This window comes from Morganella morganii (assembly GCF_019242955.1).
Taxonomy (GTDB): Bacteria; Pseudomonadota; Gammaproteobacteria; order Enterobacterales; family Enterobacteriaceae; genus Morganella; species Morganella sibonii.
Map to the genome: position 1 here is coordinate 2,911,360 of NZ_CP066129.1, position 20,345 is coordinate 2,931,704.

Here is a 20,345-nt window from a genome sequence, read left to right on the forward strand (position 1 = left end):
CTCAGATTATAAAGGGGTTTTAAAATGGTGGTCGCTGACCTCACGCAGCCGTTCTGCGGCCTGCTCCGGTGTCAGGTCACGCTGGCTTTCCGCCAGCATTTCATAACCGACCATAAATTTGCGCACTGTCGCAGAACGCAGCAGCGGCGGGTAATAGAGTGCATGTAACTGCCAGTGATCCACCGGTTCACCCTGCTGAAAATACGGGGCAAAATGCCAGCCCATCGAGTACGGGAAAGCACAGCGGAACAGGTTATCGTAGCGGCTGGTCAGTTTTTTCAGCGCAAGTGCGAGATCATCCCGCTCCTCACCGGTCATGTCTTCCATCCGGGTGATCACACGGTGTTTCGGCAGCAGCATGGTTTCAAACGGCCACGCCGCCCAGTACGGCACCACCGCCAGCCAGTGCTCAGTTTCCGTTACGGTGCGGCGGCCGTCTTTCAGTTCCGCCTGTGCGTAATCAAGCAGCAGATTACTGCCGTACTGCTGAGTATAATCGCGCAGCAACCCGTCTTTGCGGCTCAGCGCATCGGGCAGAAAATCACTGGCCCAGATCTGGCCATGCGGATGCGGCTGCGAACAGCCCATCAGCTCGCCTTTATTTTCAAAGAGCTGAACCCAGAGGTATTTTTCCCCCAGTTCCTGTGCTTGTGCCTGCCAGGTATCAATGACTGCGCGGATTTGTGTCACCGGCAGTTCGGGCAGAGTTTTGCTGTGATCGGGGGAGAAACAGAGCACACGGCTCAGTCCGCTGACGGCCTGTGTCTGAAATAACGGATGCGTGTTTTCCGGCTGCGTGCAGGGCTGCGGCCTCAGTGCGGAGAAGTCATTCTGAAAAACATAAGTACCGGTGTAAGCGGGATTAGTATCGCCGCTTACCCGGGTATTTCCCGGACACAAAAAACAGTCCGGGTCATAAACCGGTAAATCTGCCACATCAGCGACTTCATCCCTTCCCTGCCACGGGCGTTTCGCCCGGTGGGGGGAGACTAAAATCCACTGTCCCGTTAACGGGTTATAGCGGCGGTGAGGGCAATCAGACGGATCAAAAGTCATCATAGATACAATTCTCTCTGACGATGAAACGGGTTAGCGGTGATTGTCCTCAGGCGTTACCGGTTTTCTTACTTCGTCAGTCTGCGTAACCTTCCGGGTTCTGCTGCTGCCAGCGCCAGGAATCCTGCGCCATATCATCAACAGTACGGACTGCGCGCCACTGCATGTCGCGGGCGGCTTTTTCCGGGCTGGACCAGCATTCAGCGATATCGCCCGGACGGCGGTCACACATGGCATAAGGGATCGCTTTACCGGCCGCTTTACTGAACGCCGCGATCATTTCCAGCACACTGGTGCCTTTACCGGTGCCCAGGTTATAGATATGCAGCCCGGAAGACTGTGCCACGGTTTTCAGTGCCGCGATATGGCCGTCCGCCAGATCCATCACATGGATATAGTCACGTACCCCGGTACCGTCTGGTGTAGGGTAATCGTTTCCATAAATACTGACTTTTTCACGGCGGCCGATAGCAACCTGAGTAATATACGGCGTCAGGTTATTCGGAATACCTTTCGGATCTTCACCCATCGTGCCTGTCGGATGCGCCCCGACCGGGTTGAAATAACGCAGCAGTGATACAGACCAGTCATTATCTGCGATCAGCACATCACGCAGGATACGTTCAACCATATATTTACTGGTGCCGTAAGGGTTTGTGGTGTTGCCGACCGCAGATTCCTCAGTGATCGGCACACTGGCCGGATCGCCGTAAACCGTCGCGGAAGAGCTGAAAATAATCCGTTTTACCTGCGCCCGCTTCATGCTGCGCAGCAGAACCAGCGTACCGTTAATATTATTGTCATAATACTCAACCGGTTTTTCCACCGATTCACCCACGGCTTTCAGGCCCGCGAAGTGAATCACCGCGTCGATGCGGTGTTTGGCAAATACGCTGTCAAGAAAGGCTTCATCACGGATATCCCCCTGATAAAAAACAGGTTCTTTTCCGGTAATTGCGGTGATCCGCGCCAGAACTTTTGCGCTGGCGTTACACAGATTATCCACAATAACCGGTGTCATGCCTGCATTCATCAGCTGTACGCAGGTATGGCTGCCGATATAGCCCATACCGCCGGTGACAAGAATTTCCACATATACCTCTCAGGCTTTGTAATGTATTCAGAGAAAACCAAAGTATAACGTGAGGACGGGGAAGATTCTAACCATGAATACTATTTGAGTCCGTGACAGCGATCGTATTTGTGTAAACGTTTACACTAATACGCTGAATGGTTTTTACTAAAACGTTCTGTGCTACTATAACCAAGAGTTACCGCCTGAATTAAGCCTGTTGCCCTGCCGCAGTTTCCGGCCGGAGGAGAAAGAACAAAAGAATGGCCACGCTAAAAGATATCGCCCGGCAAGCCGGTGTCTCACTCGCAACCGTGTCCCGGGTGCTGAATGATGATCCGACACTCAGTGTGAAAGAAGAAACCAAGCTGCGTATTCTGGAAATCGCCGAGCAGCTGGAGTACACCGTTTCCGCGCAGCGCCGTCACTCTCCCGGCAAACGTCAGACGCAGCGTCTGCACTTTCTCGCGGTTTACAGCTATCCGAAAGCCGCTGAAATTAATGATCCTTATTATCTCTCCATCCGCCACGGCATTGAATTGCAGAGTGAACGGCTGGGTATTGAACTGACGCACGCCTATGAAAATAATCTGCCGGAGACGGTCACCCGTCCGGACGGTGTGCTGCTGATCGGACATGGTGCCCGTGCGGTACTGACAGAGGTGCAGGCACTCTGCTCTGCGGTCTGTTTTATCGATTTCAGTGATCGCCAGAGCAATTATGACGCAGTGGATATTGATCTCGCGTACATTGCGCAGTCCGTGACCGATTTCTTTATTGCGCAGGGTTATGACCGGATAGGCTTTATCGGCGGGCAGGATTCCCCGGCGGCGGCAGATATCCGAGAGGTCGCTTTTACGGAATACGGCTCACTGCGCGGTGTGGTACGCGGAGATGATATCTATCGCGGTGATTTCTCCAGCGCGTCCGGTTATGCACTGGCGAAACAGATGCTGGCAAAAGAGAGCTATCCGAAAGCCCTGTTTGTCGCCTCAGATTCCATTGCCATCGGGGTGCTGCGGGCACTGCATGAGCAGCATGTCGCTATCCCGGAGGATATCGCCCTTATCAGTGTTAATGATATTCCGACGGCCAAATTTACCATTCCGTCACTGTCGACCGTCCGTATCCACTCCGAGGTGATGGGCAGTCAGGGCGTGAATCTGCTGTTTGAACGTCTGCGTGACGAACGGCAGGAACCGCTTCAGGTTTTTGCCGCTTCCCGCCTTATTCTGCGCGGCACCACGAAGTAACACACCCTCCGTAAGATTCTGACGGCAGCCTTTCCGGGCTGCTGTTTTTCTTTCAGAAAAATTTTCCTTCTGAAAAAATGACCACCTTTTACACAATTTATCGCTTCAGCTCACAAGATCGCGCCGCTGATATGCTGAATATGTGATCAGGTTAAATATCTTAGTTTTACTCTATAGTTTTTAGTAAAACTTTTACTAATATCCCGTTAATGATTGATCTCATCCGATAGCCCGCAGTGATTGCTGACTATAAAGAAGGAGCTTCTGTGAATAACTGGGAAAACTATACCCTGCTGCATGAAAACCGCCTGCCGCCGCGCGCGTATTTCTTTGCCTATGATAACGATGCCGCCGCACGCACGTATCAGCGCGAACTGAGTCAGGGTTTTAAACTGCTCAGCGGGCAATGGCAGTTCCGCTATTTTGATCATCCGCTGCGCGTGCCGGAGGCGTTTTACCATACGCCGATGACAGAGTGGTCATCCATTACTGTTCCGAATATGTGGCAGATGGAGGGCCACGGACAGCTTCAGTATACCGATGAAGGCTGGCCGTTCCCGATTGATGTGCCGTTTGTCCCGTCAGATAACCCGACCGGCGCTTATCAGCGCGCGTTTACCCTGGATGAAAGCTGGTCGCAACAGCAAATCATTATTAAATTTGACGGTGTTGAAACCTATTTTGAAGTCTATGTAAACGGCCACTACGCCGGATTCAGCAAAGGCAGCCGCCTGACCGCTGAATTTGATATCACCGCGTTTGTCAGCACCGGGGAAAACCTGTTATCGGTCCGCGTCATGCAGTGGGCGGACAGTACGTATATCGAAGACCAGGATATGTGGTGGATGGCGGGTATTTTCCGCGATGTATACCTGATTGCACAGCCGCCGGTACATGTCCGTGATCTGACTGTCCGCACTGATTTTGCGCCGGATTACCGCAGTGCCCGCCTGACCGCATCCGCTGAAATTTCGGGCTCCGCCGCCGGGATGCAGATTGAGGCTGTTTTGTATGACGGCAGCACCGTCTGTTTTTCGCAGAAAACAACCCTGACCGCCGGTGAGCAGACCGTTATATTCACCGCAGATATGGATTCCCCGCACTGCTGGAGCGCAGAAGATCCGTATCTGTACCACCTGCTGATCCGCCTGTCAGACAGCAACGGCAATTTGCTCAGTGTGATCCCGCAGCGTGTGGGATTCCGCGATATAAAAATCCGCAATGGCCTGTTTTATATCAATAATCATTATGTGAAATTACACGGCGTCAACCGCCACGATAATGATGAACACAAGGGTCGTGCCGTCGGCATCCGCCGGATGGAGCAGGATCTGCGGCTGATGAAGCAACACAATATCAATGCCGTCCGCACAGCGCATTACCCGAACGATCCGCGTTTTTACGAGCTGTGTGATATTTACGGCCTGTTTGTGATGGCGGAAACCGATGTCGAAACCCACGGTTTTGCCAACGTCGGCAATCTCAGTCAGATCACCGATGATCCGTCCTGGGAGCCGGTGTATGTTGACCGTATCCGCCGCCAGGTGCATGCGCAGAAAAACCATCCGTCCGTGATTATGTGGTCGCTCGGTAATGAATCCGGTTACGGCTGTAATATCCGCGCCATGTATGATGCAGCCAGAGCTATTGATGACACCCGCCTGATCCACTATGAAGAAGATCGTGATGCCGATGTGGTGGATATCATCAGCACCATGTATTCCCGCGTGCAGATGATGAATGAGTTTGGTGAATATCCGCACCCGAAACCACGCATTATCTGCGAATATGCCCACGCTATGGGCAACGGGCCGGGCGGACTGAGTGAATATCAGGCGGTATTTGACCGCCACGATGCCATTCAGGGACATTTTGTCTGGGAATGGTGTGATCACGGTATTCTGGCACAGGATGAACATGGCCGTCCGTTCTATAAATACGGCGGCGACTATGGCGATTACCCGAACAACTATAACTTCTGCATGGACGGCCTGATTTTCCCGGATCAGACGCCATCCGCCGGTCTGAAAGAGTACAAACAGGTCATCGCACCGGTAAAAGTGCGCGATTTTGATGTGAACAGCGGCGAAATCACCATTGAAAACCGTTTTTGGTTCAGCACGCTGGCGGAGTGTCAGATCCGCGCTGAATACATCGCTGACGGCGATATTATTCACAGTGAAATCTTATCACTGCCTGAACTCGCCCCCCGTGAAAGTGCACGTGTTGCCCTGAATCTGCCGGAGGCCGATGGCCGCGAGATGTTTGTTAATATCATCGTCACCCGCCTGAATGCCACCCGTTACAGTGCCGCCGGACACGAAATCGCGGTTTATCAGTTCCCGCTGGCGGCGGCATCCGCACCGGTGCTGCCGTTTATCCGCCATGATGCGACTCCGCTGACTATCTGTGACGAACGGCTGGAAATGCATATCCGCGGTTGTGATTTCACCCTCACCTTCTCAAAAACCGACGGAAAATTAATTCACTGGGAAAACCGCGGGCAATCCCTGCTCGCCGCCGCGCCGCGGATGCGTTTCTTTAAACCGATGATTGATAACCATAAACAGGAATATGAAGGGTTATGGCATCCGGCACACCTGCAAATTATGCAGGAACACTTCCGTGGTATGGAAACGACACAGGAAAACGGCCATGTGATTGTCACGGTGAACTCCGTGGTAGCCCCGCCGGTGTTTGATTTCGGTATGCGCTGCACTTACCGCTACAGCATTGCACCGGACGGCCATGTTGCGGTAACACTCAGCGGCGAGCCGTACGGCGATTATCCGCATGTGATCCCGTGCATCGGTATGGATATGGGCATCGATGCCCGCTTTGACCACGCGGAATACTACGGACGCGGGCCGGGCGAGAACTATGCCGACAGCTGCAAAGCCAACCTTATCGGCCGCTATCAGTCACCGGTCAGTGATCTGTTTGTCAATTACCCGTTCCCGCAGAACAACGGCAACCATCAGGATACCCGCTGGCTGGCGCTGACGGACAATCACGGCAGCGGCCTGTTTGTGCGTCCTGATCAGCCTGTCAATTTCAGCTGCTGGCCGTGCCGGGGGGAAGAGCTTCACCGTGCACAACATCAGCATGAATGGCAGCCGGACGGCCATATCACCCTGAATCTTGACCACGCCCTGACCGGGCTGGGCTCGAACTCCTGGGGCAGTGAAGTCCTCGACAGTTACCGCGTCTATTTCCGCCCGTTCCGTTTCGGATTCACACTGCTGCCGTTCACGCAGGGCGACTGCCGCGCGGAAACACTCGCAGCACTGCGCTTTTCCGGCGAAACACACTCAGGAGGCGAAGCATGATCCTGTTTACTGATTTAACTGATTTTCAGCGTTTTTTCCGTCAGGGAAAAAAATGGCAGCGTTGTATTGAGGCCATCAATAACCTGCCCGGTATCCGCCCTGATGTGACCTACTCAGTCGGCGATTCACTGGTGTACCGGCTTCAGACAAAAGCAGAGCCGCAGACGGATTTCCTCGGCAAACGCCGTTACTTTCAGGTGCATTACTGGCTGGAGGGGGAAGAAAACGCAGAATACGCCGCCAAATCCACCCTGACACCGGTGGGTGCCTACTGCGATGAAACTGACCGCGAAACCCTGCGCGGCAACGGGGAAACGCTGCTCTGCAAACCCGGCAATGTGCTGGTGTGTGAAAATCACGAGGCATACCGGTTCGCCTGCACCGGTGATGTCCGCAAAGTGGTGTTCACCGTGACCATTGAAGACGGTTATTTTCTGAATAAATAACCCGTTATAAATAGTTAATAAATAAATGTGCGGGGAACCACCCCGCCTTCACCCGACAAAACAGGGCTCTGTACCCGCCCGCGTCGAGATCCACGGAGAACGCTATGTCCACATCCGCGCGTAATACCATCGGCAAGTTCGGACTGCTGTCCATGACTTTTGCCGCTGTATACAGTTTTAATAATGTTATTAATAATAATATCGAGCTCGGGCTGGCCTCTGCACCGATGTTCTTTATCGCCACGATTTTCTACTTTATTCCGTTCTGTCTGATTATCGCAGAGTTCGTTTCTCTGAATAAAAATTCCGAAGCCGGTGTGTATGCCTGGGTGCGCAGTGCTCTCGGCGGCCGCTGGGCTTTTCTCGCCGCGTATACCTACTGGTTTGTGAACCTGTTTTTCTTCACCTCACTGCTGCCGCGCGTTATCGCCTATGCCTCTTACGCGTTCCTCGGCTATGAATATATCTTCACGCCGGTCACCACCGCGCTGCTCAGTACCATACTGTTTGCATTCTCCACTTACGTTTCCACCAACGGGGCAAAACTGCTGGGGCCGATGACTTCGGTCACGTCTTCGATGATGCTGCTGCTGACCTTCTCCTATATCGCACTGGCCGGTGTTGCACTTGTCGGCGGAATTCAGCCTGCGGACCCGATCACCGTGGAAGCGATGACGCCGGACTTTAACTGGGCATTCCTCGGGATCACAGCATGGATCTTTATGGCCGCCGGGGGCGCGGAATCTGTTGCCGTGTATGTGAATGACGTCAAAGGCGGCAGTAAGGCATTCGTAAAAGTGATTATTATCGCCGGGTTATTCATCGGTCTGCTTTATTCTGTCTCTTCAGTGGTGATTAACGTATTTGTACCGCGTGAAGCACTGAAATTCACCGGCGGCTCTGTGCAGGTCTTTGAAGGATTATCCACGTATTTCGGTCTGCCGGAGATCCTGATGAACCGTTTTGTCGGCGTGGTTTCTTTCACGGCGATGTTCGGCTCTCTCCTGATGTGGACTGCGGCACCGGTCAAAATCTTCTTTGCTGAGATCCCGAAAGGTGTCTTTGGTGCCAAAACTGTCGAACTGAACAAACACGGTGTTCCGGCACGTGCCGCCTGGATTCAGTTCCTGATTGTGATCCCGCTGATGTTTATCCCGACACTCGGCTCCGATACCGTTCAGGATCTGATGAATACCGTAATCAACATGACCGCCGCCGCTTCTATGCTGCCGCCGCTGTTTATCATGCTGGCGTACCTGAACCTGCGCCGCAAACTGGATCATATCCCGCGTGATTTCCGCATGGGCTCACGCACCACAGGGATTGCTGTTGTCTCCCTGCTGATTGTGATTTTCACTGTCGGTTTCCTGGCGTCCACTTTCCCGACCGGTGCCAATATTGCCACTATCCTGTTCTATAACGTCAGCGGGATACTGATTTTCCTGGGCTACGCCTGGTGGAAATACAGTCGTTATGAGAAAACCCTGACAGCAGAAGAACGGAAAATCGCCGATGCCCCGACCGCGCAAACCGCGCTGGAACGTGGCGAGCAGTCCGTTGAGAATATCTGATTAGCCTGAAGATACAGAAAAGCCACCGTACGGTGGCTTTTTTATGTCTGATGCTCCGGTGACTCTGGTGGTAACCGGCAAAAATGAAAAGTCGCTGCAGCGATCCTGAAACGCTAAATCATTTCGTTCAGAGCAAGGCGGCAAGCGAAGGGGGCCGGGGAGCATACATCAGTATGTGACCCGGACCACTGAGTGCGGCCAACACAGCTATGGACGGAAGGATGACGCGTGTACACTCAGAAGCGCGGCGGCTGCAACTCCGCCGGTACTACGTCGGAAGTTTTGATCAGATTAATAAAATCAATTCCCTGCGGGCTGAAAATAAACAGCGCATAACCGGTGGCCATTTTAATATCGTCGTTACGGGCAATCCCCGGGAAGCCCGGCATCGGGCCGCCCTTTTCAACCTGCTTAATCAGCCCCACCTGGTCGATCATCACACTGCATGCCAGCTGGCCGTTCATCTCTTTTTTATCCATCCGCACCATATCGCCCTGATACGGACGTGAGGTGAAATGATCGACGCCGTTCTTATCTTTTACTGCCACACCATACTGATTGGTGGATTTATCCAGCAGCGTCAGGGCGATATTCTGTGATTCTCCCTGTAACGGAAGCTGATAAATACCGGTGAAATCCGGGCAGTTTTCCTGTGTCTGCGCCGGTGGCAGGGGCGCGGCACAACCGCTGAGCAAAATCGGAAGCAGTGCGGTTGCCAGCCAGAGTTTGTGCGTCATAAATATCCTTTTGTCAGTGCATTTTCCGGAGCCGGAACAGACACAAAGTTTATCACAGTTTCCCGGGCATCCGGAAAAATGCCTCAGAATAGCGTTACTTTACCTTATCCCAGCGCACCAGACTTTCTGATAATACCGCCAGTAAAATTGCCACCAGCATGCCGTTCCCCAGCATCGGACGCAGCAGCACCGGCAGGTCGCTGATAAACACCGCGGGCGGATTGATCAGGAAAATACCCACAAACAACGGAATTGCCAGCCGGTAAATATTGCGTGCATTCAGGGAAATTTTATCCACAAAAGCCAGCGAGGAGAACATCAGCGGCAGATAGGTCGCCAGCATCACCGCACTGCCGATGGCAAGGGGTAGTCCGCTGAAAAAGAGCGTGACCGGCGGAATAAGCCCCATCAGCAGAAACAGCACACTGCCGACCACCAGCGATGTCCGGCTGCTGTCATTGGTCTGCGTGATTAATCCCACCGAAGAAACAAACGGTGCAAACGGCACTACCGCCAGCGGTGCGGTCAGCAGCGTCACCGAGCCGGTGACAATAAAACTGCGCCGGAACAGGACACTGTTTTCCTGCAATTTATCCATGTAAAACACATCTGTCGAACGGATCGCGCCAAAGGTATTACTGATATTCAGCAACCCGGTCAGGATACAGGTAATAATCACACCCCAGCGGAATTCAAACCCGTCAGTGCTGCCGAGCGGCAGAAATTCCCATGACGCAGATGCCACATCCCGCGCCGGCGGGGAGAACAGCAGCACATACGCGCCCCAGCCCAGCAACACGCCAATCAGCAGCGCATATTTGGCCACCGATACCGGGGCATACACAATCACGCCCAGCACCAGGATCAGCGTTGCCAGCGCCAGGAAAAACACCGGATAATTTACCGTGGCATCCGGCGGCATAATACCGAACGGCAGACCCAGCATCCCTTTCAGGAAGATAGACACCAGTTGTGCGCCTATCATAAACATAAACACCGCCATCACCGCCGGGTTAAAGATCCGGGCGATGCGGGCCCCCGCACCGGTAAAGCCAATCACCAGTGTGATAAGCCCGGCACAGGCAATCCCGATAGCCAGGTTTGCACCTGTCACCCCCGCTGAAGTACCGAAAGAGGCTTCCGCCACCGCGATCCCCAGAATGGTCGCCCACCACAGGCCGGTCGGCCCTTCCATAATGGCACGCTGGTGACCGGTAAACACCTGCACCAGACTGCCAAGTGCGGTGGCAATAAAACTGTATTGGGTGATAGTCAGTGTAACGGCATCAGAGAGATGAAACGCAGATTGCAGCGTCGGCGGGATCAGCACCGTATTGCAGAAAATAAAGAAATACCACTGAAAGCCGGATAACCAGTGGCTTTTTTGCATTTTTATCATGGGATAACGCCTTTCGGATGCTGTGTCAGATTTATTGTTAATATAGTGATAATGATCATACTATCAAAGAGAGATTATTTTGTGAGTTTTTCACTCAGAGAGGTCATGATGAAACCATCCGTACTTGTTTACCGCGATATTCCTGACGATATCCTCACCCGCCTGTCTGCTGAATGTGATGTCCGCCGTGTGCCGGAAATTGATCCGGCCATTGACCCGTCAGTGAAACCGCTGCTGGCCGGAGCGGATGCTATCCTCGGTTCCGGCGGGAAAATTGATGCCCGTTTTCTGGCGATGGCCCCCAAACTGCGGGTAGCCTCCACCATCACCGTCGGCTATGACAATTTTGATGTATCAGCTCTCAGTGCACGGAATGTGGTACTGATGCATACGCCGGATGTGCTGACAGAAACCGTTGCCGATGCCACCATGGCGCTGGTGCTGGCGACAGCACGGAAAATGATTATCAGCTCTGAACGGGTGAAACGCGGCGAGTGGACGGAAAGCATCACGCCTGACTGGTACGGCTGCGATGTTCATCATAAAACGATGGGGATCGCCGGGATGGGCCGCATCGGTGATGCGCTGGCGCGCCGGGCGCACTGCGGATTCGGCATGAAAGTACTCTATAACGCCCGCTCCCGTCATGAAAAAACGGAAAAAGCGTATCAGGCCGAATACCGTTCACTGGATGCCCTGCTGGCAGAATCTGATTTTGTCTGCATCACACTGCCGCTGACAGCGGAAACCCGCCATTTATTCGGCCGTGAACAGTTCGGAAAAATGAAGCGCAGCGCCATTCTGGTTAATATCGGGCGCGGTGCCGTGATCGACGAAGCCGCACTGGCACAGGCACTGAAAGAGAAAACCATTCTCGCCGCCGGTCTGGATGTTTTTGAGCAGGAACCTCTGCCGCCGGATTCCCCGCTGCTGTCACTGGATAATGTGGTACTGATGCCGCATATCGGCTCTGCCACCCATGAAACCCGCTACGCCATGGCGGCCTGTGCCGCCGATAATATTCTGCGCGCCCTGAAAGGTGATGTCAGTCAGAATTGCGTCAATCCGCAGGCTCTGCAACAGTAATTATCCCTTCAGCACACAGCAGATTATCTTTACCGGATAATCTGCTGAAGTTGTCACTCCCGGCTCACGATAAAAATATTAATTATTATAATTATCAGATAAATACGATAGCATTTTGACCTGAAACACTTTATTCCTGAGTACAGATATTTGGGAATAGTACAGGCAGTGTATTAAAGGTCAGCACATGAAAAAAATCAGATTACCGCTTCTTTGTATTCCTGTTTTTCTTTTTGGCTTATTTCTGTTTTTTCATGAAACGGGGCGTATCATTTATCATGAATCCGATACTTACCGCTATTATATGTATACCGACAGCGGGATACGTAATGCACCGCGGATTTCAGAGAATTATCAGTTTGAATATATCCCGACAGAGGGAACAATATCTGAAATGAGCAGTATTGTTTTTCATGATGCACGGGATTACACGCCCCTGAAAGATTATCTGAATAATACCGGCTATTACCTCTACCGAACTCAGGATCAGGGACAGAATGAAATCTGGTTATCCGCACAGAATAAAAAAGTCCTTTATTCTCTGCACCGGGATAAACAGGGAAGATTTATCCGCCTGTCCCGCAGTTCTATATAAAAAGACGGATATACCGGGATAGCCTGTCTTGTTCGTCAGAATGTAATTGAACGACCGACACTGACAGGGTCACACCAGCGGGTTTTATATTCCCCCGACATCATGCCGTAAGAATAGATCACCGGCGCAGGCTGTTCCGCTGTCAGACAGAGATTACGCCACATCAGCATAGTGCCGACGGAATATTTACGTAAATTCATATCATAACCAATGTTCAGAAAATCAATAAATGTTCCCTGTTTTGACGACGTGGAGAGTAATAACTGAATACCCACCGCTTTACCGTCAAAAAATGCAATTTCCCCGAAAAAATGATTATAGCAATGATGAAAAAGTGCGCGGATAACCGGATCATTCTCCACTTCATGCTCCCGCCGTTCAGCATATAACCGGAAGTAAGTTTCAAATAAAAAATCCGGCCCCGCAGTGCTGACATTTTCAAATGTCCCGCCATCCGCCATAAATTTACGGATCTCTTTTTTCCGGGTGGCTTTGGTTTTAGCTGAAAAAGCAGAAAGATCTTTTGAAATGGCCACATGACGCCGGGAGAACAATGAGAATGAGCTGTTATAAAACTGACGGCATTCCGTACTCAGGGATTTGGTTTTAAACGGCAAAAAACATTTAACGTTTTTATTAAAAGGCAGCAGGATGGAATAACGGGGAAAATACATCCACTTCAGACTGTTTTCCGGGTTTTTATCGTCATTTGCCAGCCAGCCATTATCTGTGCAGACCGCACCTTCAATAACACCTTTTTTTGTATAGGCGTAAAAATCCGGTTCAGCACCCTGCGCCATAGCAAACTTAATATAGTGCGGTGAGGTTTCCGCGTTATAACCGAATTTCTCACAGCAGGCTTCATAGTCACTGAAGCTGCATTTTTCCCATCCCAAAAATTTCATCATACCCGCAGCGTTCTGATCATTAATGTCATTATGTCCGCCATTCTAATTAAACCGGGTACAGGTGCAACTAATAACAGATAACCGTTGCGGATTCATACCCGCAACGGTGATTCTGTCAGAAGATAATAATCAGGTTGTCAGCCCGGCACGGACGGACTGGGCGGGATCAATATGCGTCATCACACTCAGCACCTGCGGGTCACGGCGGATATTCATTTCAGCCGCAATGGCAATGTCATGCCCTTCTTTAACTGTCAGGTTTTCATCGATTTCAAGATGAACATCCACCAGCAGATAATCACCGGACTTACGGGTTTTCAGATCATGAACCCCCTCCACCCCCGGGGTGTCCATCACCAACTGTGTGATTTTGGCGACAGTTTCTTCATCCGCACCGCGATCCATCAAATCCTGAAGTGACTGAAGGGTAAATTTCACCCCCATGCGCAGAATAAATAACCCGACGACCAATGCCGCGATCGGGTCCAGTATTTTATAACCCAGCAGGCTGCCGGTGATCCCGACAGCCACCACCAGCGATGACGCAGCATCCGAGCGGGCGTGCCAGGCATTGGCTTCCAGCATATTGGATTTCACTTTGCGCGCCACATGCAGCATATAACGGAACAGCCCCTCTTTTGCCAGCAGCGCCAGCAGCGCCACATACAGTGCCAGCGAGTGCACTTCGGGGATGGTTTCCGGCGACATAATCCGTGAACCGGCTGTCCACAGCATGCCTCCGCTGACGACCAGCAGCAGCACCCCCAGAACCAGCGATGCCACATTTTCATAACGGAAATGGCCGTAAGGATGTTCTTCATCCGGCGCTTTACGGCTGCCGCGGTTGGCAATCAGTACCACAAAGTCAGCGATAAGGTCAGATAAGGTATGAACCCCGTCAGCAATCAGACCCTGTGAATGCGAAAAAATACCGGCCGCTATCTGCCACGCAGACAGCAGGCTATTCACCCAGACACTGACCCAGGTACTTTTTTTCGCGGCCGCAAATTTTATCTCACGGCTGATATCCGCGCAGTTTTTGACGGTTTCATCCGCCTGTGCAGGTATATTAGACATAATTTAATTCCACATTAATATTGTGGTTAATACAAAGCAAATCATTGCAGTGAATCGTGATCATTATAGTTCAGCGAACGGATAAATGCCGTTCTTTATGAACAGGAAATAAAAAATTACAATTAATAAGGTTATCTCAGAATAATAATTCAGCGTCTGCAGTATGCCACAATAATTTTTTCACGTCTCCAATTTTATGATTTCATTTGATTTTTATAACTGAGAATCATTATTCTTATCGCTTTTAAAACGACTTATTTCATTTCCCTGCCCGGATTAAACCATCATTATTCCCTTTAATTTATTTTGTTATTTTCATAAGTGCTGATAATAAAAATAAACGATAGTTATTTTCATTTCACAAATTAAATAAGCTGCCGTCATGATCACAGCACGTCCTGTCATTTTTTGCCATACTGATACTGATTTCAGTTAACAGGAGGCTGTATGTACAACACAATTCTGGTTCCGATTGATATTCTGGAAGATGACCTGACAGACAAAATGCTGCCCCATGTGGAAGCGCTGGCAAAAATTGATAATCCGAAAATCCATTTCTTCACCGTTATCCCTAACGTGGAAATGTTCTTCGGTGTGGAATACGCCTCAATGCCGGTCAGTATGCGGGAGTCCGGAGAGCGTATTGAGCTGGCGCTTGCCGCACTGAAAGAGATTATTAAAGGGATTGCCGTGCCGGAAAGTCAGTACACCCTGCACGCGGCTATCGGATCAGCCAAAAATGAAATTCTTTCTTATGCCAAAGAGATTAACGCCGATCTGATCCTGATGGGCTCTCACCGCCCGGGGGCGGCAACATTCCTGCTCGGTTCCACCGCCGCAACGATTGTCCGTCACGCCAAAACCTCAGTGATGGTTATCCGTTAATCCCGTTTATCTGCCGGTTCTGCCCCGCTATACTGCGGGGCATATTATTTCAGCTGCGTTTGAGCTTATCGGTATTTGCCAGATATAACGCCACCGTCAGCGCCAGTATTGACAAGGTATGCAGGAATGTCGCGTTCGCATCAGAGTGGTCGACAATAATTAACCGTACCATCGCCGTAATGCCGATGTAGATAAAATAGCGCAGCGGGAAATGATAGCCCGACGAAAAATACTTCACAATTAAGGCAATAAATTCAAAATACAGGAAATAGGTCACGATACTGTCTAATAACAGATAGGTCGTTTTCTCCTGTGCGGAAAAGAGCAGATTAATCAGTGTCAGTGTTTCTTTTCCCATAAACACAATCAGCAGCACACCTAAAATCAGCAGCGCAATATTCAGAATCCATTGCAGAACGGTTGCTATCTGGCGGGATGGCTGAAATTCCATAATCAATAGCCTCAGTAATAAATGACAGTTACGCCTGTAAACAGTATGGGTTTAAGTGTACGACGAAATGATGACAGAACAGAATAAAAAACACGGCGAATGCCGTGTTTCAGGCCGTTGACAAACCCGCAGGGGTTGGCGACGTCCGACAAAGGTTGTAAAAGTAAACCAGGAAAATCAATTTATTGATTTTCGGCTGATAACGCTTTTGGTTGATAACACAAAGCAGGAAAAACCACGTTTTATCCTGCTTTGTCGGCAATCTTAAACACGGCGGATGCCGTGTTTTATATATCAGAAATTAACGGATTATTTTGCCGGTGCATCCAGCAGCTGGTTGTCCGTGCTCCAGACACGATATTTCACATCCACATCTTTCGGCGCGTAAACCACAACCGGCAGACGGCTGTTGTAGCGGACAAACGCTTCATCGCCCAGATTCGCACTGATAAATGCTTCATGTTTTTCATTATTCAGGCAGCCCATCATGGTGGACATCGGCCCGGTTAATTCGCCGGTTTCATAATAGTCATAACCGAAACCCTCAACGGTTTTTTGTGTCAGCGTCCCGCCGAACCACTGACGGTTGCAGTCCGTCATCTGGTTTTTACCGATCACCAGTTCGATTTTATACTGACTTTCATCCGCCTTCGACTCAACAGCAATCACATGGCGAACCTGACCTGACGCAGCCTGCGGGAAATGTTTCAGCTCATTCATGCCATTGTCATTTTTTATCATCTTCAGCGGCTCTGCTTTAACAAGCTCTGCTGCTTTTACCTCAGCAGCGGGCTCTGTTTTGACAAGCTCTGCTGCTTTTACCGCAGTCAGTGGTGTTGCAGCAACAATTTTTGCTTCTTCAGCATAAGCGCCTGCGGCAGCAAACATGGCCATAACAGGAAGAATCAATTTTTTCATCAGATAATTACCTTGTTTTTATAAGTACATATGATTACGAAACCATCTCATAATCTTCATGCTGACTATTAAGAACATTATAATAATATTTAGTTCACCGCCAGACTAAAACACAGAGTATTCTTATAAAGTGGCATATAATATCATAAAAATAATCATGGCCAGTGTGTTAAACCAATGATTCCGGTGAGCGCCATCAATCCCGCCAATAAATCACCACCTATTTATGCCATTCTGATCACGGATATAACGACGCGATCCATGCATTCCGTATTGTGTTTGTTATACTGAAAAGGCTACATTCCCCGTCAAACAGGAGGTTCTATGCCACTTGATCAGCAAGCCCTTATAGCACAGCTTAAAGATTCAAATCCTCGTTTTGCCGCACTGCATCTGAAGCATCATCAGTTAAATAATGAGATTGCCGAGCTTGAAGGCCCGAACGGCGCAGGCTATAACGACAATGTCGTCCGGCTGAAAAAAGAAAAACTACACGTCAAAGATGAGATGCAGCGTATTTTAGCGGAGTGTCAGTAACTTCTCCCTGTCAGATAACGCCCTTTCCCGGGGCGTTATCTTATGTCACCTTCCCTTTCTCACCATAATCTGACCTGACGCAATTCTGTTGCGCCTTAAAAGATGCATAATAATTACATCTTTAATATCCGACCGGAGTTATTATGTCTGAGAAAGCCTCTGTCCATGGCCACGAAGTCATGAACATGATTATTGAAAGCGGGAAAAACTACACCACTGAATCCCTTATCGCGGATATTCACGCCACATTCGGCGAAGATACCCGTTTCCATACCTGCTCGGCAGAAAATATGGATGCGAAAGCGCTGGTCAGTTTTCTGGCGGCACGCGGAAAATTTATTGGCAGTGAAGAAGGGTTCAGCACATCTGCTGAGAAAATCTGCAATCACTGAGTGACATGAAAAAACCGCTATCTCCCCTGAAGGCACAAAAACAGGGAGATAGCGTTTCCTGTAACAGGAAAAAAATCATGATGATGCGTTATCATCGTCCATCCAACTGTCATCTTCCCAGATGGTCTGAATGGTATCCATCAGTGACTGTTTATCGTCGGGGGATTTCACACCCGAAATATTAATGGTGGTCTGGCTGCTTTGCGCAATACGGAACTGCATGTCCGGATATAACGGCAGGATCCGGCGTTTTAACTGAACTTCGAGGGACTGAATAAGATGCGCAGGCACTGCATTTCGTTTATCTAACAGAATTTCAATACGCATGATGTTGCTCTCCGTAAACTGTATAGATATACAGTATTTTATTTTTAAATAAAAAGAAAGCAAATTTTAAGCACACTATTTAAATTTATGGGTTTTACTGCACGAAAGAGGAGTTTCCGATGGCCGGTAAACGTATTTTGCGGGAAATCACCACCGTTACCCGTATGGTGGAACTGTATGAACGCCGCCATCCGGCACCGGCAGATGCCCCGGAACATTACCGTGATCTGCTGGCTTATGCGGTGAAACGGCTGGAAAAATGCCGTTACGGTGAAGACAAACCCGCCTGTAAGCAGTGTCCGGTACACTGCTATCAGCCAAAGCCGCGGGAAGAAATGAAAGTGATCATGCGCTGGGCCGGTCCGCGTATGCTGTGGCATCATCCGATCCTGGCTGTCCGTCATCTTATTGATGACAAAAAACCGGTGCCGCCTCTGCCGCCGCGCCGCCGTACACCGCGCGAATAATCAGGATTGCCGGGCGCGGTAATCCGCCTGTGTGATTTTATACAGAACATGGGTCTGTAACGGATGACCCTGTTCCAGTGACGGATGCTGAAAATCCCGCTGATACTGCATCCCTGCTTTCACCATCACCCGTTCGGAAGGCAGATTCACTTTCGCGGTAAAAGCGACAATCTCCGGCATATTCAACTGCATAAAGGCATAATGCAGCACCGCATTTGCCGCTTCTGTCGCATAGCCTTTGCCGTGAAAGCGTTTCGCCAGACGCCAGCCGATTTCAGTACACGGGTTGAAATCAAAAGGAGCTGACGGAATATTGAGGCCAACAAAACCGGTGAATTCCCCGCTGTTTTTTTCTTCCGCTGCCCATAATCCGAATAATTTCTGCCGCTCAAAACGGCGGATAATTTCATCGGCCATCGCATCGCTTTCTGCCGCACTCAGACATGCAGGAAAAAAACGCATAACCTGCGGATCGGCATTCAGCGCGCGGAACGGCGCATAATCTTCCGGCGTCCAGGGACGCAGGCGCAGACGCGGGGTGTCAATAATCAGCATATACTCCTCCGGTGTATTCAGTGATAAACGATACCGGAGAAGTATAACGGATTTGGCTGAACGCGGCGCGGTTATACGCGCTTAAAGACAGACGGGACCTTTTCCGGTTCTTTACTTTTACCGTTGCCGTTCTGTGACGGGGATGATTTTGGTGCTGATTCCTGAGCTTTCTCTGCCGCACCGGTTTTTTCAGCCGGTTTCGGCTCCGTCACTGCGGCCGGTTTATTATTCTCCGGGCGGGACTGAGGGGCCTGTGCCGCAGCGGTTGCTTTACCGGCAGGAACATACGGTTCTGACTGGCCGATAAAAGTGCCGCCTTTACGGATGGAGAAAGCAGACGCCCGGCAGATACCGTTAAGTTCACCATGCTCAAGAATCTCCGCCTGCTCTGCTGTACAGGTGCCGGTCAGCACGCCATCAATCAGCAGTGTTTCGGCAATAATATCCCCTTCCACCACACCGGACTGCATAATGCTGACAGTGCCGGAACGGGCTTTGATCTGACCTTTAATTTTGCCCCAGATTTGCAGGTTACCGCTGATTTCAAGATCACCGGTCAGCCGGGTTTCTTTGCTGATCACGGTCGGCTGGCGGGATTCGAGGGAAGCCAGCGGGCGTTGTTTCTCTTCACCGCGGGTTGACAGCAACTGACTGATTTCATTTGCCTGAGCGTTGAGTTCAGCTGCTTTTCTGTCCTCTTCATCTCTTTCTTCTCTGTTTTTTGATGACGGTGCCGCAACCGGCTCCGCTTCCGGGACATCTGATTGTTTTTTCTTACCGAACATGACGTTTTTCCTTTCCTTTTTCCTTTTCGGGAGCATCGTAATAGCGCAAATAACAGCGGCGATACCCGTTAAATAAACAGGCCACGATGCATGCCCGGCTATTACTGCATACAATAACAATCCCCATAGAAACCAAAGGGATGTCAGCATAATATTAAGCATGGCAGACCTTTATCACGGTATTTTTATATTACGGAAGATTCTTTTGTCATATTGTACGCAGCCGCCGCGCCGGTAAAGGGCGGATTAAGACCAGTATCAGTATGTAATCAGGGAAATAGAGAAAGCGGTGACTATATCCGGATACACTCCGTGTATCCCGTGACAACATCCCTGCATTACAATCCGTCACCGCCCTCTCAGATGTCTACCTTAACTGAAGAGGACAGAATAAAAATATCATAATTACATCAGGATTTTATCTTCCTCAAGCCCTTGTCGTCCCCCGGATTTTTCTGCCTTCTGTTTCAACGATTTATTCTGCCGGGATTCCCCTCCT

21 protein-coding genes are annotated in these 20,345 nt (G+C 50.3%); 10 read left to right on the forward strand and 11 right to left on the reverse strand.

What is annotated here, in order from left to right; genetic code table 11:
• Window positions 1–6: 6 nt before the first annotated feature.
• Both JC793_RS13845 and galE read right to left on the reverse strand, forming a co-directional pair.
• A complete protein-coding gene (locus JC793_RS13845) occupies window positions 7–1,059 on the reverse strand; it encodes a UDP-glucose--hexose-1-phosphate uridylyltransferase (RefSeq protein ID WP_218426445.1) in 1,053 nt (350 codons plus the stop codon).
• Window positions 1,060–1,132: 73 nt separating this feature from the next.
• Window positions 1,133–2,149, reverse strand: a complete 1,017-nt coding sequence (galE, locus tag JC793_RS13850; protein ID WP_218426446.1) for a UDP-glucose 4-epimerase GalE — start codon at window positions 2,147–2,149, stop codon at window positions 1,133–1,135.
• A gap of 242 nt (window positions 2,150–2,391) precedes the next feature.
• Between galE and ebgR the strand changes: the two genes are divergently transcribed.
• The 4 genes from ebgR (at window position 2,392) to JC793_RS13870 (ending at window position 8,727) form a co-directional block, all read left to right on the forward strand.
• Window positions 2,392–3,381 (forward strand): transcriptional regulator EbgR, encoded by a 990-nt coding sequence (gene ebgR / locus JC793_RS13855; protein WP_218426447.1) that lies wholly within the window; start codon window positions 2,392–2,394, stop codon window positions 3,379–3,381.
• 266 nt (window positions 3,382–3,647) lie between these two features.
• The gene (gene ebgA / locus JC793_RS13860) at window positions 3,648–6,710 is read left to right on the forward strand and encodes a beta-galactosidase subunit alpha (protein WP_218426448.1); all 3,063 of its coding nucleotides are present in this window, start codon (window positions 3,648–3,650) and stop codon (window positions 6,708–6,710) included.
• Window positions 6,707–7,156, forward strand: a complete 450-nt coding sequence (locus JC793_RS13865; protein ID WP_218426449.1) for a beta-galactosidase subunit beta — start codon at window positions 6,707–6,709, stop codon at window positions 7,154–7,156. Before ebgA ends, JC793_RS13865 begins: the two co-directional genes overlap by 4 nt.
• A 104-nt stretch (window positions 7,157–7,260) precedes the next feature.
• Window positions 7,261–8,727 (forward strand): amino acid permease, encoded by a 1,467-nt coding sequence (locus JC793_RS13870; RefSeq protein ID WP_107679982.1) that lies wholly within the window; start codon window positions 7,261–7,263, stop codon window positions 8,725–8,727.
• A gap of 236 nt (window positions 8,728–8,963) precedes the next feature.
• Here JC793_RS13870 and JC793_RS13875 read toward each other — a convergent pair whose 3' ends face one another.
• Window positions 8,964–9,464: a hypothetical protein gene (locus JC793_RS13875; RefSeq protein ID WP_107679983.1), complete on the reverse strand. Its 501-nt coding sequence runs from the start codon at window positions 9,462–9,464 to the stop codon at window positions 8,964–8,966.
• Between the two features lie 94 nt (window positions 9,465–9,558).
• Window positions 9,559–10,863 carry a uracil/xanthine transporter gene (locus JC793_RS13880; RefSeq protein ID WP_166708251.1) on the reverse strand — a complete coding sequence of 435 codons (1,305 nt, stop codon included), beginning with the start codon at window positions 10,861–10,863 and terminating at the stop codon, window positions 9,559–9,561.
• A 108-nt stretch (window positions 10,864–10,971) separates the two neighbouring features.
• On the opposite strand from JC793_RS13880, the gene ghrB reads away from it, so the two are divergent.
• Together ghrB and JC793_RS13890 are read left to right on the forward strand one after the other, a co-directional pair.
• Window positions 10,972–11,949, forward strand: coding sequence for a glyoxylate/hydroxypyruvate reductase GhrB (gene ghrB, locus JC793_RS13885; protein WP_218428453.1), 978 nt, complete (start codon window positions 10,972–10,974; stop codon window positions 11,947–11,949).
• Window positions 11,950–12,136: 187 nt separating this feature from the next.
• Window positions 12,137–12,544, forward strand: coding sequence for a hypothetical protein (locus tag JC793_RS13890; protein ID WP_052927694.1), 408 nt, complete (start codon window positions 12,137–12,139; stop codon window positions 12,542–12,544).
• Between the two features lie 35 nt (window positions 12,545–12,579).
• Here the strand turns inward: JC793_RS13890 and JC793_RS13895 are convergent, their stop codons facing one another.
• Both JC793_RS13895 and JC793_RS13900 read right to left on the reverse strand, forming a co-directional pair.
• Window positions 12,580–13,452 carry a GNAT family N-acetyltransferase gene (locus JC793_RS13895; RefSeq protein WP_218426450.1) on the reverse strand — a complete coding sequence of 291 codons (873 nt, stop codon included), beginning with the start codon at window positions 13,450–13,452 and terminating at the stop codon, window positions 12,580–12,582.
• Between the two features lie 129 nt (window positions 13,453–13,581).
• Complete coding sequence (locus JC793_RS13900) at window positions 13,582–14,529, reverse strand: cation diffusion facilitator family transporter (protein ID WP_218426451.1); 948 nt, start codon at window positions 14,527–14,529, stop codon at window positions 13,582–13,584.
• A 447-nt stretch (window positions 14,530–14,976) separates the two neighbouring features.
• Here JC793_RS13900 and JC793_RS13905 point away from each other — a divergent pair, with 447 nt between their 5' ends.
• Entirely contained in the window at window positions 14,977–15,414 is a 438-nt protein-coding gene (locus JC793_RS13905) for a universal stress protein (RefSeq protein ID WP_107679987.1), read from the forward strand.
• Window positions 15,415–15,463: 49 nt separating this feature from the next.
• On the opposite strand, the gene psiE is transcribed toward JC793_RS13905, so the two are convergent.
• Both psiE and eco read right to left on the reverse strand, forming a co-directional pair.
• Complete coding sequence (gene psiE, locus JC793_RS13910) at window positions 15,464–15,865, reverse strand: phosphate-starvation-inducible protein PsiE (RefSeq protein ID WP_166708255.1); 402 nt, start codon at window positions 15,863–15,865, stop codon at window positions 15,464–15,466.
• Between the two features lie 309 nt (window positions 15,866–16,174).
• Window positions 16,175–16,783, reverse strand: coding sequence for a serine protease inhibitor ecotin (gene eco / locus JC793_RS13915; RefSeq protein ID WP_218426452.1), 609 nt, complete (start codon window positions 16,781–16,783; stop codon window positions 16,175–16,177).
• Window positions 16,784–17,107: 324 nt separating this feature from the next.
• On the opposite strand from eco, the gene JC793_RS13920 reads away from it, so the two are divergent.
• Both JC793_RS13920 and JC793_RS13925 read left to right on the forward strand, forming a co-directional pair.
• Complete coding sequence (locus JC793_RS13920) at window positions 17,108–17,320, forward strand: DUF465 domain-containing protein (RefSeq protein WP_046894397.1); 213 nt, start codon at window positions 17,108–17,110, stop codon at window positions 17,318–17,320.
• Between the two features lie 143 nt (window positions 17,321–17,463).
• A complete protein-coding gene (locus JC793_RS13925) occupies window positions 17,464–17,712 on the forward strand; it encodes a YecH family metal-binding protein (protein WP_052927692.1) in 249 nt (82 codons plus the stop codon).
• Window positions 17,713–17,787: 75 nt separating this feature from the next.
• On the opposite strand, the gene JC793_RS13930 is transcribed toward JC793_RS13925, so the two are convergent.
• A complete protein-coding gene (locus JC793_RS13930) occupies window positions 17,788–18,039 on the reverse strand; it encodes a DinI family protein (RefSeq protein ID WP_107679991.1) in 252 nt (83 codons plus the stop codon).
• Between the two features lie 119 nt (window positions 18,040–18,158).
• Here JC793_RS13930 and JC793_RS13935 point away from each other — a divergent pair, with 119 nt between their 5' ends.
• The gene (locus JC793_RS13935) at window positions 18,159–18,506 is read left to right on the forward strand and encodes a nitrous oxide-stimulated promoter family protein (protein WP_218426453.1); all 348 of its coding nucleotides are present in this window, start codon (window positions 18,159–18,161) and stop codon (window positions 18,504–18,506) included.
• Here JC793_RS13935 and JC793_RS13940 read toward each other — a convergent pair whose 3' ends face one another.
• Window positions 18,507–19,061, reverse strand: coding sequence for a GNAT family N-acetyltransferase (locus JC793_RS13940; RefSeq protein ID WP_107679993.1), 555 nt, complete (start codon window positions 19,059–19,061; stop codon window positions 18,507–18,509). It abuts the gene before it with no gap.
• A 71-nt stretch (window positions 19,062–19,132) separates the two neighbouring features.
• The gene (locus JC793_RS13945) at window positions 19,133–19,846 is read right to left on the reverse strand and encodes a bactofilin family protein (RefSeq protein ID WP_218426454.1); all 714 of its coding nucleotides are present in this window, start codon (window positions 19,844–19,846) and stop codon (window positions 19,133–19,135) included.
• Window positions 19,847–20,345: the final 499 nt, after the last annotated feature.